Below are 16,577 nucleotides of genomic sequence, written 5' to 3'. Positions count from 1 at the left end.
TTCACCATCAAGGGAGTTTTTATTTTATTTTTATTTTGTTTTTATGAGGTACCTATAAAAGTAGGTACTTATCTCTACACACACAGCCACCTACAATGGTAAAGAGAGAAGTAATTCATTCGAAGAAAGGTGGGATCAACTCGTGAGCATGATCAATGTAGTCCTAAAAATTTTATTTCCGCTCCTCTTTAGAACGAAAGTGCTGGGATTGCACCACATTGATTTTTCTAAGAAAGCGATCTTAATGCCTAATCACGTTTCTTTATTAGATGCTATTATCCTTTCCTTATATTTACCTAAAAACGTGATTTTTGTAGCCCATACTTCCGTAGCCAAGCGTTATTCTTTTATTTTTCGCTTACGTAAGTGTATCACCATCGATCAGCTTAATCCTTATTCGATTCGGCATATGGTTCGTCTTGTCAACAATGGAGCCCCTCTCATGCTCTTTCCAGAAGGACGAATCACACGAACAGGAGGCTTAATGAAGATATACAACGGTATTGGCTATCTTGCTTTAAAAACAGGAGCAAACATCTATCCTATGATCATCAATGGATTAGAACGCTCCAAGTTCTCCTATATGCAGGAGAAAAACCGTACTTGTTGGTTTCCCAAGGTGCGTATCTCCATTGGGGAGCCTTGCACCTTCGAGCTGGACTCACAGCAGTCTATGAAGGTGCAAAAAGAAAAAGTAAGTGATGCAATTCTTACTTTATTACAGGAAGAGTTATGCAGGAGCAGAACGGAGTATGATGTCAATCTATTTAATAAGCTTCTTGAGGCATCCTCTACCTATGACTCCAATCAACCTATATGCGAGGACCTCACACAGCAGGCAGATTATAAACAGCTTTTGCGCTCAACTTATACTCTAAGCCAGAAACTTAAAAAAACACTGGAGAAAGAGGAAACTGTGGGACTTCTTTTACCCAACACCATTGAGCATGTGGTTGCCTTTTTCTCCTTATGTCACTTAGGTAAAACGCCTGCCCTCTTAAATTTCTCGAAAGGGACTCAGTATCTGGTAGAATGCTGTGAAACTGTTCAGATTCAAACCATCCTTACATCAAAGCACTTTATCAAGCAAGGAAAGCTGGAACACTTGATTGATGCTCTAAAAGGGAAGATTTCTTTTGTATTTATAGAAGAGATCGAAGAATCAAGTGGAATAAGAAATCCACTGAATGGATGGATACATGCTCTTAGGAAAACAAAATCACAAGCAACAAGGAATGAGCTTATTCTGTTCACGACAAATGAGGAGAACAAAGTAAAGGGAGTTGTTCTTACTCATAGCAATGTCTATAACAATATACAGCAGGTTCGAAGTGTCATTGATTTTACCTCCAAGGACAAGGTGTTCAATGCCTTGCCAATGTTTCATAGCTATGGATTAACAGCAGGAACTTTATTGCCTATTCTATGTGGAATCCCTGTCTTTCTCTATCTGAATCCGCAGCATTATAAAGTCATACCAGAATTTATCTATGATCAGAATCCAACCCTACTTTTTGGTACGTCTAGCTTCTTGGAGGCATATGGCAAATTTGCTCATCCCTATGATTTCTATTCCTTGCGCTATGTATTTGCTGGAATGGAATCTCTTGAGCTTGATGTACGAGAGCTATGGCTCAATAAATTTGGAATCCGAATTTTCGAAGGATATGGTACAACAGAAACGTCTCCCATCTTGACGCTTAATACACCCTTGTTATACAAAAAAGGATCTGTTGGACGTTTTCTACCGGGAATTCAATATAAAATTGAAGCGGCTCATTCTGAGTTTCAAGGCGGAAAGCTCCTTGTCAAAGGAGTCAATGTGATGAAAGGGTATTATCTTCATCATAAGGGCTTTACTCTTGTAGAGGATTGGTTTGATACAGGGGAGATTGTTGTAGTAGATGAACAAAAATTTATCTTCATTCAGTCACGTAAAAAACGTTCAACTCCCATTGGAAATGACATGCCTTCTCTAAATCTAATCGAAGAGGTTGTGGAAAATGAAAACATTATTTAAACCCTTACAAGCTCTCTATTTTACCCAATTCCTATCTGCCTTTGCGGATAATATGATTCTATTTATTACCTTGGCGATCATTACACAGCAAGCGTTAGGAGATTTCTATATTGGCATTGTCCAAGCCTCTTTCTTTGTGGCTTATATTGCCTTAGCTCCCTTTGTCGGACCTCTAGCGGATAAAAATGCGAAGTCTAGAATCCTTCTTATTGGAAATATAATCAAAGCAAGTGGGATTCTACTACTCTTAATGAATGTTGATCCTGCCCTAAGCTATGCTGTAGTAGGAATTGGAGCCGTCATCTATTCACCTGCTAAATACGGGATCCTACCAGAGCTAACAAAGAATGAAGACGATCTCTTAGTAGCAAATGGAAAAGTCGAAGGGTATACCATTCTAGCGATCCTTACGGGGACTGTAGCTGGTGGAGTATTGGCTAACCAGTCCATTCCCTTAGCGATGATGGTCTGTTTTATTCTCTATGTTTTATCTACTGTCTTGACCTTAGCCATCCCTAAGATGAAGGGAAGAAATGAACTGCTGTATCGAAATGCCTTGCCAGACTTTATGCATGATGTAAAGGAGCTTTTCACCATTCCCAAAGCTCAATTTTCTATCATTGGCACAGCATCATTTTGGATGACCTCGGCTGTTTTACGACTAGCGATGTTTGCTTGGATCCCTCTTGTATTAGGTATCACAATGATAGATAAAATATCCATGATTGTAGCAAGTACAGGGTTTGGAATTGTACTAGGATCTCTCGCTACCCCTTATTTAATTCCTGCCAAAAGATATTACCGTTCTTATCTCTATGGTTTTTTTATGGTTGCTATTATTTTTCTCTTCGTTGGAGTAAGCAACCTCTATCTAACTATTGCTCTTCTTCTCATCATCGGCTTTATGGGCGGAGTCTATATCGTCCCCATGAACTCAGCCTTGCAGGAAGTAGGTCATCAACAGATGGGAGCTGGTAAAGCCATCGCAGTTCAAAACTTTGCAAACAATATACTAATGCTCTTAGGAGTTGGAGCATATACCATGATGACAAAGCTTGGGTTCTCCGTTCACTTTTCCATGCTTGGAATCGGAACCTTGTTGCTCTTCTTCGTTCTATTCCTGATGATGAAACAAAAAACGCTCAAAGCAGCTTAAAAAATACCAAGGGGCGGACGACCATTGCCGTTCTTCCCCTTGGTATTTTCTATTTGAAGGTTCACTATTATCAACCTCTACTCTATTCCTCTGTCGTAATCCAAATCGTCCTAGTATTCCCATCCCAACGAACGGTAGCTCCTAATGCTTCACTAATAAAACGAAGCGGAACCATCGTAGATCCATTGATCACACGAGGTGCAAGATCCAGCTTAATTGTTTTTTCATTCACTTTTGCCTGAGTATTATTTACCTGTAAAAATAACTGAATGTCATCTTTCGAGACAGTAATGGAACGATCTTTGCTATTCCATAAAACCGTAGCCTCTAGTTCTTCAAAAATGCCTCTTAATGGAACGAGAGTGGTTCCTTCAATGATCGTTGGAGGTTGAGTATAGCTCTGTAACTGACCATTAATCATGACTTTGATTTCTTTTGATTGAAGAACAAGTGGTTCAAAGGTTAAACCTTCGTCAAAATGCTTCTTTCTGATTGTAGATAAGGCATCTATTGTACTCTCTCTTTGCTTCATAATAAGGGTAAGCGATTGGGTTTGCGTCTTTTCAATAGATTGAGTCGATCTCAGGGTGGTTTGTTCTATAACCGCTTTAGACCTCTTCTCTGTATCTTGTATATCTGTTTTGGTAGTTTCTTTTTGTTTATTGATACGCTTTTCTGCTTCACTTTGAGAGATTTCTCCTCGTATGTACATTCGCATCGGACTACCTGTGACGTGTTGATCTACCGCTCTATAATAGTTTCTCATCGGGCTATCGGTCACGTGCTGATCAATCGCTCTATAGTAATTTCTCATCGGGCTATCAGTCACGTGCTGATCAATCGCCCTATAGTAATTTCTCATCGGGCTATCGGTCACGTGCTGATCAATCGCCCTATAGTAATTTCTCATCGGGCTATCGGTCACGTGCTGATCAATCGCTCTATAATAATTCCTCATCGGGCTGTTGGTTCTATGCTTGTCTGCTGCTTTTTTATATTCATCCAAAGCATCTCTATAGCTTGGATTTTTCCCATATTTTTTGTCTAAGGCTTGAATATCTTCATCTATTTTCTGTTCAATTTTACTGAAATCATCTGATACTTGTTTATGGAATAGAAGATATTCTTCATTTTGTTTTTTATAATAAGCATCATAGTTCTTTTTTTCGGTACTTTCAAAGGATTGATAGGAAAGCTGCGTTTCTTTTTGATATGAATCATATTCTTCTACCATTTTGTTAACGAAGGACTGTTGACTTGTAGAACCATTCGCTTGTATTAGGAGATTTGGATAGAAGTTTAGTACTAATATTATTCCAAGAAGCAAAGCAACAAATTTGTTTATTCTCTTCACCTAATGACCACCTTTTTTCTATTTTTTTGACACTCTTAACAATTTGTGATTTTAACATAAGTCTACAATTTGTTCAATATAACGAATGTCATTCAGTAGGTATTTAGATGTATTGTCAACAAATTTGCTGCTGTTTTACATTATTCTGCATATCCACATTATCATTCTGATTTGATCCAACTCTAACAACCTAATGATGATGAAATTCCTGACCAAAGGCTTGTTCTACCTCTTGAATAACCTTCTGTCCTTGTTCAATGTCCCCTTCTTTCAGAGATGCATCTGGGTCCTCTGGCTCAGAAAACTGGTTAAAGGTTGCGTTACTATTATCCACAAAGACATAATTATCTAATCCCCTCTGGTATTTGTGCCTTAGCAACAGAGGTGCTCCAATGCGTAAAGTAGCCTCATCCTCACCAAAGTTACCTTCCTCCACCATAACCGGAATTCTAACAAATAAATAACCTGGATCATCCTCTAGTTTACGATCAAAATAACCATGATCATAATCCCAACTTCCTCCTACAACAAAACCAAGCTCTGACATAAAATCTCGGAATGGTGCAAAGGGAACAATTTGATTTTCTAATTGACTTTCTTCATAGACAAACATGATGACCTCCTTCATCCGCTACAAAACTCGGAATTATACCATTTTTGCTACAACTTTCCTCCTTACTTTTACCTGTTTCTCCTTATTTCATTCAAGAAAATTAAGCAAGGAACTAGGAAAAAAAGAGAGAAAGAGCTTATTATCGCTCTTTCCCTCATTTACATAGACCGCTTATCACGTTCTTCAATTAGCAAAAACCTATAGTTCTTTGGCTAGCTTCACTACATTTTCAACAGAGAATCCGTATTCTTTCAATACTCGATCTCCTGGTGCAGAAGCTCCGAATGTTGAAATACCAAGAATCTTGCCTTCATCGCCAACATATTTTTCCCAGCCAAGCGGATACGCCATCTCGATAGCCAGACGTTTTTTCACGGATTTAGGTAAGACACTCTCCTTATATGCCGCATCTTGCTTCTCGAATAGCTCCCAGCTAGGCATACTCACGACTCGAACCTGCTTTCCTTCTTCTTCAAGTACTTGCTTCGCTTCCATAGCTAAGCTTACTTCAGATCCAGTAGCTAATAAGATCACTTCTGGTTGACCATTCTTCGCTTCGGACAAAATATAAGCTCCTTTATTGAATGAATCAGAATTCGTCCCTTCGTATACAGGAAGATTTTGTCGAGTAAGGATCAAAGCAACTGGCTCTTGTGCATGATTCATAGCATACTTCCAAGCAAGTGCTGTTTCATTTGCATCCGCTGGACGAAGTACGGTTAAGCCTGGGATCACTCGTAGTGCTGGTAATTGTTCAACTGGCTCATGCGTAGGTCCATCTTCCCCTACAGCAATACTATCATGAGTGAAGACATACATAACTGGTAGCTGCTGTAATGCCGCTAAACGAATGGCTGGTCTTAAGTAGTCATTGAAAACAAAGAATGTCCCACCAAAAACTCTTACACCACCATGAAGGGCAATTCCATTCATAGCAGCACCCATTGCATGCTCACGTACTCCAAACCAAATATTTCGTCCTTGATAGTTATTAAATTCAAAATCAGTTTCTTCTTTAATTAAGGTGTAGGTAGAACCAGCAAGGTCAGCAGATCCTCCAAAGAACATAGGAACGGTTTGAGCTATACCGTTGATTACTTTACCTGATGCGGCTCTTGTTGCCAGCTTGTCCCCAGTTGCAAAAGATGGTATTCCTTGCTCCCATCCCTCTGGAAGTTTTCCTTCGATTGGCTAGCTTCAATTGTTTCGCTAATTCTGGATACTGAGCTTCATATGCCGATAGTTTCTTGTTCCACTCTTCCTCTTTTTGAGCACCTGCTGCTTTTAATGCAGCAAAATGTTCTCTCACTTCATTTGGAACATGGAAGTCTTCTTCAAAGTGCCAAGTATATGCCTCTTTCACTAGCTTGGTTTCATCTACTCCAAGTGGTGCCCCATGAACATCACTAGTGCCTCCTTTGTTAGGACTTCCATAACCAATCACTGTTTTAACTTCAATAAGTGTTGGGCGTGCCTCATCCTGACGAGCTTGCTCTATAGCCGCCTCAATTGCTTCAATATCATTCCCATCCTCTACTCTTATGTACTGCCAGCCATAAGACTCAAAGCGCATTTTGACACTTTCAGAGAAAGATAAGGAGAGGTCTCCGTCTAGTGAAATATCATTTGAATCATACAAAACTACAAGACGACCTAATTTCATGTGTCCTGCCATGGAGGCAGCTTCCGCAGAAACTCCTTCCATCAAGTCTCCGTCACCACAAATGGTGTAGGTATAATGGTCAACCATATTATATTGATCTTTATTATAAGAGGCGGCAAGATGTCTCTCTGCCATCGCCATTCCAACTGCCATAGCAATACCTTGTCCTAGTGGTCCCGTCGTAGCTTCCACGCCTGCCGTATGTCCATATTCAGGATGTCCTGGCGTTTTACTGCCCCATTGTCTGAAGTTCTTTAATTCTTCGATCGATAAATCATACCCACTTAGATGTAATAGGCTGTAGAGAAGCATAGAACCATGACCTGCGGATAGGACAAAGCGATCGCGATCGAACCATTTAGGGTTCGAAGGGTTATGCTTTAGAAATCGGCTCCATAAGGCATACGCCATTGGTGCGGCTCCCATAGGCATCCCTGGATGACCTGATTTTGCTTTTTCAATCGCATCAATGGATAAGGTGCGTATCGTATTGATCGCCATTTGATCGATTGTCATCGTTTGTTTCGACATGAATATTCCTCCCATATTTATGATCCATCATTCTGCTGTTACTTTACTATAAATTGCATTATCTCATTTTTTATATACATAAATCAATTCTAAATATCACAATTTAAAAATCCGCATTCGCCTTATTCCCAAGAAAGACCTCTGTTCATATTGTATTAGTGGGATGTCTCCCAAATTTCTTTAACAAGGAGTGGTGTCACATGACAGGTTGCGGATCTTATGGCGGAAGCTTTGTTTTAATCGTTGTTCTTTTCATCCTATTGGTCATTGTTGGAGCTAGCTGGGGCTACACTTACTAAATCTTTTTGCCCAAAATGAAACATTTCTAGTCAAACACCCAGGCATTTCGCACAAAACTTCATATGCTACTAAGGACATGATAAACTCATGTCCTTAGTACATTGAAAAGAAAGGAGAGAGATATAATGTACGGAGCCGGTTATTGTGGAACTGGATATGCGCCTACGTATGGTTATGCTGGTGGAGGGTTTGCGTTGATCGTAGTTCTGTTTATTCTATTAATCATTGTTGGTGCTGGTGGTTTATTCGGGACAGCGACTGCTTAACCAACAATTTGATCATACTCTTCAACGTTTTCCTAAAAAAAAAGCAAGGGAGGGATCAAATTGACTCACGGAGGATTTTATGGTGGATTCACATTAATTGTAGTCCTGTTTATTCTATTGGTTATTGTTGGTGCTGGATGGATGTGCTAGAGAAAGAACAACAAAAGGAAGAGAATGTGTCCTTACTAGGCACACCCTCTTCCTTTTTTTCTAGACCTTTATTTTTCATATCCTTTCGTCAGGAGAAACTGACAATTTCCGTGGAAATAATTTTTAGTGGTTCGACGAATCATTCCACTATTTTTGAAATCTCTCAACTAATGTGGAGAGAGTACGGACCATGGCACCTGTTCCACCTTTTCTACATAGATCGTTCTCTTTCCCGCTCCAGGCTGTACCAGCAATGTCCAAGTGCACCCAAGGAGTCTCTTCAGCAAACTCTCCGATGAATAGCCCAGCAGTAATACTTCCGGCTAGTCGACCTGGCGCATTGTTTAAGTCAGCTACAGCACTTGATTTGACCATCTCTTTATAGGCTGGATAATTCGGCAGACGCCAAACCCATTCAGACGCTTCTTCCGCCGATTCTAACACTTCAATCATAAAATCCTCATGATTCGTCACGGCTCCAGTTGTGCAATCACCTAACGCAATCAGAACAGCTCCTGTCAATGTAGCGACATCAACGATATAATTAGCACCTAATTGCTTCGCGTAAGTGACTCCATCAGCCAAAATCAGCCTACCCTCTGCATCTGTATTTTTTACTTCAATCGTTTTTCCACTCATTGAAGTAATCACATCACCAGGCTTAAGTGCTTTACCACTAGGCATATTCTCTGTTGATGGGATGACAGCCAAGACATTGCATTTAGGCTTTAAACGTCCGACAACCTCCATAACACCTAACACAGTGGCGCTTCCTCCCATATCTCCTTTCATTTCATCCATGTTCGCCGGAGTCTTCAGAGAAATTCCTCCTGTATCAAATGTAATGCCTTTTCCGACAAAGGATAAAACATTCTCCCATTTGTCTAAGCCTTGATATTTCAGCACAATCATTTTAGGCGGCTCTTCACTCCCTTGAGCCACCGCAAGTAAAGCTCCCATTCCCAGCTTTTCCATTTCCTCTCGATCTAAGATATGGCATTCCAATTGATGAGCTTCAGCTATTTCAAGCGCTTTTTCAGCCAATTTAGTAGGAGTTAATAGATTAGCCGGAACATTGACTAAATCTCTGGCTAACATCGTTCCTTCTGCGAAGCTTTTGCTGTTTCGATATGAACATCAAGCCCTTCTATTTCCTCACTAGAATAAAAAGCAAGCTGGTCTAACTGTGCCCCTTCTCTTGAACTGGATTTATAGTGTTGAACTCGGTGGGTGGCTAAGAGGGAGCCTTCAGTAAGGGCATGAACCGCTTTTTCCATCCCTACCTTATCCGTAATAAAGCTCTCCACACAAAAAACAATACTGCTCTTGTGATTCTTTAAGGCTTCACGAGTGACACGTCCTGCTAACTCACGCACTTTTTCATGCGAGTATTTTTCTTGTTCTCCTGCACCAACGAAGAGAATCTGCTTAGCTTTGATTTGACCTAAAGTATGTACGAATGTGGTTGACTTAAATTTGGAAAGATGTTGCTCATCCTTTAAGATATAGGCTAGCTGGTTATCACAAGCCGCATTTAATTGGTCAAAGTAGCTAGCGGATAGAGATGAATGTTCAAAAAGGGCGATGACAATAAGATCGCTTTCTACTTTTGCTAATTCTGTTTCTTTTACTATGTGAACATGAATACTCATGTTAACACCTCCAATAGATTTTTCTAACTGTAGTATTATTATCTATATTCCATTCTACCTTGAATATATTTAGTTTGTCTAATATAACGAATTCCTAAGTTTTTTTCAGACGTGAATTCTTTGACAACATGGGGTATAATAAAAATACTTGAAGAAAGGGAGAAGCGTATGGATCTTTTTTTTAATATCCCCTTAATTACATCACTGACAGCCATCCTACTGGCTCAGTTTATCAAAGTTCCGCTTTATTTCTTTCCCAATCGAAGCTGGGATTGGGGTCTGATATTTAGTACAGGCGGCATGCCTAGCTCACATTCTGCTGCTGTAACAGCATTGACAACATCGATTGGCTTTGAATATGGAATTGAATCTGGTATTTTTGCTGTTTCAGCTATTTTTGCCATTATTGTTATGTTTGATGCTGCTGGAGTTCGTCGACATGCTGGTGAGCAAGCTGTAGTCTTAAATCGCCTTGTAGACGACTTTAATCAAATGATTCAGTCTATGATTACTGAGGTCAAGCAATGGAAGGTTCAAACAGAACAAACAAAAAGAACGAAGCTAAAGGAACTGCTAGGTCATCAACCTATTGAGGTACTCATGGGTGGGCTTTTTGGAGTTGTTGTAGCAGGTACTATGCACTACTTACTACATATGAACTAAGTACACACACTAAAATTGCCTTCTCACGCAGAGAAGGCATTCTTTATTTATAATACCGTATTTTATTCAATCATAAGGCTTTATATACTAAAATCGCTTCATCTTGATTTAAATTATCTAGCAGTGCTTCAGTGATCGTCCCATTGCCTTCTTCAATAATATATACTTCCACCTTCTGCTTTCCCCACCACTGGTAGACATCCTCTACACTTTCAAAGTACAAATCAATTTTGTCCCCTTGAATGGCACTTCCAGTATCTGCAACTACTCCATAGCCGTATTTAGGAATGTATAGTACAGTACCTATGGGAAACACAGCAGGGTCTGCTGCAATGGTTGAATATAGATCTCTTCTCACTTGAACCCCTGAATATGTAATCCCATATTGGGGATGGTCTGGTTTCTTTCCAGTAGATTCATAGCCAGCTGTATAACCGGTTGCTGTCACCTTTTTTGTAGGGTATTGCCCAAAGTTAATTTGACTCTCCAGCAGTTCAAGATCATAGGCTAGGTCATTGGTAGGCTTAGGTATAGATGAAATCGACAGTTTCTGCTCCTTCTGTTTTTCTGCCTCTTCATCTCCTTCATGCGTGTGAATATAATCAAAAAGTGGATCAAGAGTTGCTTCAGATTCAACAGATTCAGACTGCTGATCTTGAATGACTTCTACTTCAACGATATCCTGATTATTTTTTTCATAGCGGGTATAGGTTACACTTTCATTTTCCAAGTAACCAGCCATCCACATTGATGATAGGACCATGCTTGTCATAAATAAGGTAACCAGGATCATTTTGATCCCTAAATCGCGTTTTGCTTCCAAATGCGATTCCCTCCTCTCTATCCTATTTTTCTCCAGATAGAGGAAGGAATATACATTCAGTTCATTGACAAATCATGCGCAAAACCATTTCTTGATTTTTATTTAGAACATACGATATCCTCGTTGACGCAAAACTTTAATGATATAACCACTTAATAAGGCTCCAATTAAACCTGAGCTTAGAATAATAATATCCACCATGAGAAGGGAACCAAACCCTTGTCCATAGTAACTGACCATCACAACCACAATCAGCGGATAGAGGATCGCTCCGGGAAACCAAGTTGTCTTGAGTAGCATATTTAATAAGAATCCAATTCCAAAAAACAGAACAGGAAACAGGAATAGTGAAATCACAAATTGTGCAGGCAGTAACGGCATAGTAAGCACCTCCTAGATTAATGATCATCACTAAGTGTACTTGCTTTTCCTTGAGTCGTCAACGAATTGAAGAAAACAAAAAAGCTATTCGTTAAAATAGCTTTTGCTCTACTCTTATATCGATAGGATCAATCATGCATTTTTTTGATTCATGTCTGTGATGTTGAGCTGGGATACCTGTTCCTGCACAATGAACACACGTATCTGATCCACCTAGAAGTAGTTGAAAGTATCCTATCCCCTCACAATAGACACAGATCTGCTTTGTCATTACTCTTTCCATATGGCTCCCTCCTCTACTTAACCTATTAATTGGTATCTTACCAACTTTTTATATAAATATAAACCTTTAAAATATTCAGATAATTATTAAATGAGCCGATGTAAGCGAATACATCTTCTCATTTCTCATTATTTCATTCTTTTTTAAAAATTTTATATAAGGAATAACCAAATTCCTTTCCTGGATTGCTTTCATGCTCTTTAAAACCATGATCTTTTTGATCCATTGTGTTGTCTTCTGTTAGAAAAAAACGAATCATGGAAGAGGTAGCAGGATCAGCAAGTAGCTCATTTCTAGATAGCCAGGCAACGTCAAAAAGCTCTTCATGATTGGGAATAAGTTCTCCACTTTGATATTCTAGAGCAAAAACAATCATATTGTCACTGATCTTTTCTCTAATGACACCTGTGCGTATACCTAGGATATCAATGACCTTGGCTTCGATTCCTGTTTCTTCTCGTACCTCTCGCAATACTGCTTGATCCACAGTTTCTCCAGGGTCCACGAATCCAGCAGGAAAGGACCATTTTTCTTTTAAACCACCATACTTCTTTTTGACAACTAAATAAGTATGATCTTTCCTTAATATACCGGCTACCCCAAGCCAAACATCGACACGATCAATGGCAGGCATTTATTTCTCCTCCTCTAACGTGATGAAAGAAAGAGACCGCTGATTACTCAACCGTCTCTTCTTTGTTTTGCAGATATTCTGCCGTTAATTCATCTCTTTTGCGTCCTTTATCCTTTAACCTTTCAATAGCGGGAAGGATCAGGATATCGATTTCTTTCTGAACGATATAGGCTAGGTCGTGGCGCTTATTAAGCTCTAGGAATTTGCCTACTTCCATTAAATTATTATAACGGTCTAATTCATCTCTTGTTAAGAGCCCACGTACCTGAACACTACAATGTCTCATGTGACACCACCTATTGGACTAAAATCTTCCCTTTTTCAATACTAAAGATAATCCACCGATTATATAAAGGTAACGAGCATCAATGACTTTTTTCATCAATGAAGCTACACCGCCAATGAGTTTTTTATTTCCGACAATCCCAATTGCTTCTCCACGTCCCAGTGAAGCTACTGTACCACGAATCACAGGCTTGAAGCTTTCTAATTGTCCTCCACCACGAATCAACGTAAGAAGGTTATGACTAAGATTATAACCATGCTGAATGGCGATTTGTGCCGTTGGCGGATACGGACGGTTGACTGCCTCATCAATCACTAACGCACAGTCACCCACGATAAATACATCATCATGCCCAGGCGCTCTAAGATATTCATCTACCTTGACGCGGCCTCTCATCGCTTCAAATCCGGAATTCTCAATAATAGAGTTCCCTCTTACTCCACCAGTCCATACAACAGTTGCAGAACGAATTTCTTCTCCTGTAGCTAGAACGACTCCCTCTGGTGTACATTCTTTAATTGGTGTATTTAATTTGAATTCGACTCCTTTGCTCGCTAACACTTCCATTGCATAATCAACAAGAGATGGATCAAACATTGGAATCGCTTGCGGAGCAGCTTCCACAACAATAATACGAACAAGCTCTCTATCCACATCAAATTCACGGCACAATTCAGGGATACGATCAGCTAATTCCCCTACAAACTCAACTCCTGTAAATCCTGCTCCTCCTACAATAAAGGTAAGATAATCAGTACGCTCGGGCTCATTTTTGAATTTAGCAAATTGGTATTCGATATGCTCCCTAATTTGACGAACGGCATTAATGCTTCGGATGCTATAAGCATGTTCAATTAAACCTTGGATTCCAAAGGTTTCAGGCTGACTTCCTAAACCAATCACCAAATAATCATAATGAAGCTCACCATTCTCTAGCTTCACCTTTTTATTTTCACGATCAATTTCAGTTACCACTTCTTTAATGAATTTCACTTTACTGGAGTCAATAATATCATTTATCTCAACACGCGCTTTATCATGATGCATCGTTCCAGCTGCAGGCTGATGTAATTCTGTAGTGATATAATGATAGTCATGCTTGTTCACTAATGTCACTTCTGCTTCATTGTAGTTTAATCCTTTTTGAAGTTTCAGAGCTGTTACAATTCCTGCGTATCCTGCACCTAGTATGACAATCTTTGGAGTACCCATTTTTAATCCACCCTTTTCAAATTGTTAACATAACTTTGTGTAACACTTCACTTACTTTCGCAAAAATAAACTACTATATCTTATTTTCACACAAAAATTCAGAAAAAATGTTCACTATTTCACTAATTCTATGATAGGATGTTCCTCACATTTTTTCAAGAGGAAATTGTATATTTTATGAACATTTATTTTTGTAACCTTTTAATAAGAAATGAAAACGATTATAATAATAACGATTGTCGATTTTCGGATTTTTCTATATATGGAGGTGGCTTCATGTCAAACGTAACACGTGATGAAAAAGTATATGATATTACAGTCATTGGTGGTGGACCTGCAGGTTTGTTTACAGCCTTTTATGCGGGGATGAGACAAGCTTCATGCAAAATTATCGAAAGTATGCCACAGCTCGGAGGTCAATTATCTGCTTTGTATCCAGAAAAATACATATATGATGTAGCTGGATTCCCTAAGATTTTGGCACAAGATTTAGTCGATCGTCTTAAAGAGCAGGTTTCCCATTTCGAAACAGCCATTGCGCTTGAACAAACTGTTGAGCACGTAAATAAAGTGGATGGCGACATTTTTGAAATCAAAACAAATTCTCAAGTACATTTAACGAAAACAGTGATCATTACAGCAGGTTGTGGGGCATTTCAACCAAGAAGACTTGAGGTAGAAGGATCAGAGAAATATGAGAAAGCTAATCTTCATTATTTTGTCAGTGACTTGAATTCGTTTGCAGGTCAACGTGTTCTTATTTGTGGAGGTGGAGATTCAGCGGTAGATTGGTCTTTAATGCTTGAGCCAATTGCTGAAAAAGTAACTCTTATTCATCGTCGTGACAAGTTCCGTGCTCATGAACACAGTGTAGAAAACCTTATGAATTCTAAGGTTGACGTGAAAACTCCATACCATATCGCTGAACTTATTGGTAATGAACGCATCGAAAAAGTCATTTTAGAACAATCCAAGACAGGCGAACGTGAAGAACTTGATGTAGATGCGGTGATCGTGAACTTTGGATTTATTTCTTCACTTGGTCCAATTCAAGAATGGGGCTTAGAAATTGAAAAAGGATCTATCGTCGTTAATTCAAGAATGGAAACAAACATTCCTGGTGTATATGCAGCAGGTGATATCACGACATATCCAGGGAAAATCAAGCTGATTGCTGTTGGCTTTGGTGAAGCACCTACAGCAGTAAACAATGCCAAATCCTATATTGACCCTAAGGCAAAGGTACAGCCTGGTCACAGCTCTAGCATGAAATTCTAAAGCTTGAAAACAACAACTTTTCTAAAGTAACATGAATCGCTAAAAAAATAAAGGTCCTTTTTAGCTCTCGCTCTAAGGGACCTTTTTGTATTCTTTCATCAAACAAGCACCTCACTCTTCAAAACTCGTGCTCTTAATAAATTCATTTTTAAAACAAAAGAGTTAGGAGAATAATAGGTATATCCTTCGTCCATAACTTCCTTTATTCTGTTTCTTTTATTTTCTCTGGAGCTTTGATACACTTTTAATTCATTTAATTGATTGTGAATGGTATCGATCTCTTGGCTTAACAATAATACTTGAGGATTCGTAATTCCCTTCTCTAATGCTATTCGATTCATCTCTTCTCTAAGTAATTCCAACTTCATCATTAGTAGCTTCTCCATCTTTCAATCCTTTCTGATTTATCACGTATGAACAGACCTTTTTATTTTTAATTACTTTATTTTCCTAAACCAAACATTTCGATACACTCACCAATAAGAATAATTCTACATAATTTTTATTCAATTTACAAACAGATATTTCCACTAGTTTTGACTTGTTTTGTCGGATTTAGTTGGAAGTAAATTTCCAGAATTTTCGTCATTTTTTTAATAATACTTCTGTTTACACAAATTTATTATTTAATGAATAAATTTGTATTTAGATCAAATATGTGGTACATTGATGCTAGCATAATTAATGAAAGGAGTTTTTAAGAATTGAAAAAAATGATTAAACTAAAAATGGTATTTGTTCTATTCATTCTATTGGCTATTCTTACTCTAGGATGTAGTGAACAAGTTCAAACATCAGGAGAAAAAGAAGAAACAACTCCTGAAAGAGTCTTACGAGATTATCTTGAAACTGTTATATTAGAAAAAGATCCCGAAAAAGCATATAAAATGTTAGATCCAAACCACCTACCAGTTCGAGAACGTTTTAATTCTGATGTATTGGATCACGATGTTACCGATTATAAAATAGTCGAATCAAAAGAATTAGATGAAAACACTTACCAATTTTTAGTCCAGTTTACTAGAGTCGGAGAAGACAATGAAGCAAAAGTTTTTGTAGTAAAAATAGATGATCAATGGCTAGTTTCAGTTCGATTGGGTGAAGATAATCCTAATAATTAAAACTTGCAAGGTCTTTATCTTGTGAGAGTTAACTGCAGGCTGTTAGAACCGAAGGATATACCTATAAAAAGACATCTCTTTTGTAGATGTCCTTTTTTTACTATTCTATTAAGGCAAATTTAAAATTATATTTTTAAATCTATCAATTTACTCGTAGACGTCTATATCGCCTTTTACATTATCTACACCTT

19 protein-coding genes and 1 pseudogene are annotated in these 16,577 nt (G+C 38.6%); 8 read left to right on the top strand and 12 right to left on the bottom strand.

Annotation, left to right across the window (positions count from 1 at the left end; genetic code table 11):
- The first annotated feature begins 148 nt into the window (after positions 1 to 148).
- Complete coding sequence (locus JCM10596_RS15785; RefSeq protein ID WP_234410537.1) at positions 149 to 2,020, top strand: AMP-binding protein; 1,872 nt, start codon at positions 149 to 151, stop codon at positions 2,018 to 2,020.
- The gene (gene lplT, locus JCM10596_RS15780; RefSeq protein WP_025027965.1) at positions 2,004 to 3,176 is read left to right on the top strand and encodes a lysophospholipid transporter LplT; all 1,173 of its coding nucleotides are present in this window, start codon (positions 2,004 to 2,006) and stop codon (positions 3,174 to 3,176) included. The genes JCM10596_RS15785 and lplT overlap by 17 nt, the downstream gene beginning before the upstream one ends.
- An 82-nt stretch (positions 3,177 to 3,258) precedes the next feature.
- Here lplT and JCM10596_RS28085 read toward each other — a convergent pair whose 3' ends face one another.
- The 3 genes and pseudogenes from JCM10596_RS28085 to tkt form a co-directional block, all read right to left on the bottom strand.
- On the bottom strand, positions 3,259 to 4,530 hold the full coding sequence (locus JCM10596_RS28085) for a copper amine oxidase N-terminal domain-containing protein (RefSeq protein ID WP_025027964.1): 1,272 nt from the start codon (positions 4,528 to 4,530) through the stop codon (positions 3,259 to 3,261).
- A 190-nt stretch (positions 4,531 to 4,720) separates the two neighbouring features.
- Positions 4,721 to 5,143 carry a YugN family protein gene (locus JCM10596_RS15770; RefSeq protein ID WP_025027963.1) on the bottom strand — a complete coding sequence of 141 codons (423 nt, stop codon included), beginning with the start codon at positions 5,141 to 5,143 and terminating at the stop codon, positions 4,721 to 4,723.
- A gap of 198 nt (positions 5,144 to 5,341) precedes the next feature.
- Positions 5,342 to 7,337: pseudogene (tkt, locus tag JCM10596_RS25910) on the bottom strand (transketolase).
- 200 nt (positions 7,338 to 7,537) lie between these two features.
- Between tkt and JCM10596_RS28840 the strand changes: the two are divergent.
- The 3 genes from JCM10596_RS28840 to JCM10596_RS28830 all read left to right on the top strand — a co-directional run bounded on the left by JCM10596_RS28840 (position 7,538) and on the right by JCM10596_RS28830 (position 8,053).
- A complete protein-coding gene (locus tag JCM10596_RS28840; RefSeq protein WP_081792068.1) occupies positions 7,538 to 7,636 on the top strand; it encodes a YjcZ family sporulation protein in 99 nt (32 codons plus the stop codon).
- Positions 7,637 to 7,762: 126 nt separating this feature from the next.
- A complete protein-coding gene (locus JCM10596_RS28835; RefSeq protein WP_081792067.1) occupies positions 7,763 to 7,903 on the top strand; it encodes a YjcZ family sporulation protein in 141 nt (46 codons plus the stop codon).
- Between the two features lie 60 nt (positions 7,904 to 7,963).
- Positions 7,964 to 8,053 carry a YjcZ family sporulation protein gene (locus tag JCM10596_RS28830; protein ID WP_304502758.1) on the top strand — a complete coding sequence of 30 codons (90 nt, stop codon included), beginning with the start codon at positions 7,964 to 7,966 and terminating at the stop codon, positions 8,051 to 8,053.
- A 147-nt stretch (positions 8,054 to 8,200) separates the two neighbouring features.
- Here the strand turns inward: JCM10596_RS28830 and JCM10596_RS31455 are convergent, their stop codons facing one another.
- A complete protein-coding gene (locus tag JCM10596_RS31455) occupies positions 8,201 to 9,151 on the bottom strand; it encodes a leucyl aminopeptidase (RefSeq protein WP_369345659.1) in 951 nt (316 codons plus the stop codon).
- On the bottom strand, positions 9,145 to 9,705 hold the full coding sequence (locus JCM10596_RS31450) for a M17 family peptidase N-terminal domain-containing protein (protein WP_369345658.1): 561 nt from the start codon (positions 9,703 to 9,705) through the stop codon (positions 9,145 to 9,147). The genes JCM10596_RS31455 and JCM10596_RS31450 overlap by 7 nt, the downstream gene beginning before the upstream one ends.
- A 168-nt stretch (positions 9,706 to 9,873) precedes the next feature.
- Here JCM10596_RS31450 and JCM10596_RS15745 point away from each other — a divergent pair, with 168 nt between their 5' ends.
- A complete protein-coding gene (locus JCM10596_RS15745; protein WP_025027962.1) occupies positions 9,874 to 10,368 on the top strand; it encodes a divergent PAP2 family protein in 495 nt (164 codons plus the stop codon).
- Positions 10,369 to 10,438: 70 nt separating this feature from the next.
- Here JCM10596_RS15745 and JCM10596_RS25900 read toward each other — a convergent pair whose 3' ends face one another.
- The 6 genes from JCM10596_RS25900 to JCM10596_RS15715 all read right to left on the bottom strand — a co-directional run bounded on the left by JCM10596_RS25900 (position 10,439) and on the right by JCM10596_RS15715 (position 13,987).
- Positions 10,439 to 11,191, bottom strand: coding sequence for a 3D domain-containing protein (locus tag JCM10596_RS25900; protein ID WP_051541346.1), 753 nt, complete (start codon positions 11,189 to 11,191; stop codon positions 10,439 to 10,441).
- A 102-nt stretch (positions 11,192 to 11,293) separates the two neighbouring features.
- Complete coding sequence (locus JCM10596_RS15735; protein ID WP_025027961.1) at positions 11,294 to 11,572, bottom strand: YuiB family protein; 279 nt, start codon at positions 11,570 to 11,572, stop codon at positions 11,294 to 11,296.
- Between the two features lie 91 nt (positions 11,573 to 11,663).
- Entirely contained in the window at positions 11,664 to 11,855 is a 192-nt protein-coding gene (locus JCM10596_RS31690; RefSeq protein WP_025027960.1) for a YuiA family protein, read from the bottom strand.
- Positions 11,856 to 11,988: 133 nt separating this feature from the next.
- Positions 11,989 to 12,489, bottom strand: a complete 501-nt coding sequence (locus tag JCM10596_RS15725) for an NUDIX domain-containing protein (protein ID WP_034681516.1) — start codon at positions 12,487 to 12,489, stop codon at positions 11,989 to 11,991.
- A gap of 43 nt (positions 12,490 to 12,532) precedes the next feature.
- Positions 12,533 to 12,775, bottom strand: a complete 243-nt coding sequence (locus JCM10596_RS15720) for a hypothetical protein (protein ID WP_025027958.1) — start codon at positions 12,773 to 12,775, stop codon at positions 12,533 to 12,535.
- 18 nt (positions 12,776 to 12,793) lie between these two features.
- A complete protein-coding gene (locus tag JCM10596_RS15715) occupies positions 12,794 to 13,987 on the bottom strand; it encodes an NAD(P)/FAD-dependent oxidoreductase (protein ID WP_025027957.1) in 1,194 nt (397 codons plus the stop codon).
- Positions 13,988 to 14,263: 276 nt separating this feature from the next.
- Between JCM10596_RS15715 and JCM10596_RS15710 the strand changes: the two genes are divergently transcribed.
- A complete protein-coding gene (locus JCM10596_RS15710; protein WP_025027956.1) occupies positions 14,264 to 15,265 on the top strand; it encodes an NAD(P)/FAD-dependent oxidoreductase in 1,002 nt (333 codons plus the stop codon).
- Positions 15,266 to 15,363: 98 nt separating this feature from the next.
- Here JCM10596_RS15710 and JCM10596_RS15700 read toward each other — a convergent pair whose 3' ends face one another.
- A complete protein-coding gene (locus JCM10596_RS15700) occupies positions 15,364 to 15,636 on the bottom strand; it encodes an aspartyl-phosphate phosphatase Spo0E family protein (protein WP_034681515.1) in 273 nt (90 codons plus the stop codon).
- A 333-nt stretch (positions 15,637 to 15,969) separates the two neighbouring features.
- On the opposite strand from JCM10596_RS15700, the gene JCM10596_RS15695 reads away from it, so the two are divergent.
- Positions 15,970 to 16,386 carry a hypothetical protein gene (locus JCM10596_RS15695; RefSeq protein ID WP_025027954.1) on the top strand — a complete coding sequence of 139 codons (417 nt, stop codon included), beginning with the start codon at positions 15,970 to 15,972 and terminating at the stop codon, positions 16,384 to 16,386.
- The last annotated feature ends 191 nt before the right edge of the window (positions 16,387 to 16,577 follow it).

Source organism: Caldalkalibacillus mannanilyticus JCM 10596 (genome assembly GCF_000615945.1).
Classification (GTDB): domain Bacteria; phylum Bacillota; class Bacilli; order Caldalkalibacillales; family JCM-10596; genus Bacillus_AT; species Bacillus_AT mannanilyticus.
Note: the sequence above shows the minus strand (reverse complement) of the source record. Positions and strands in the feature narration are given on the sequence as shown.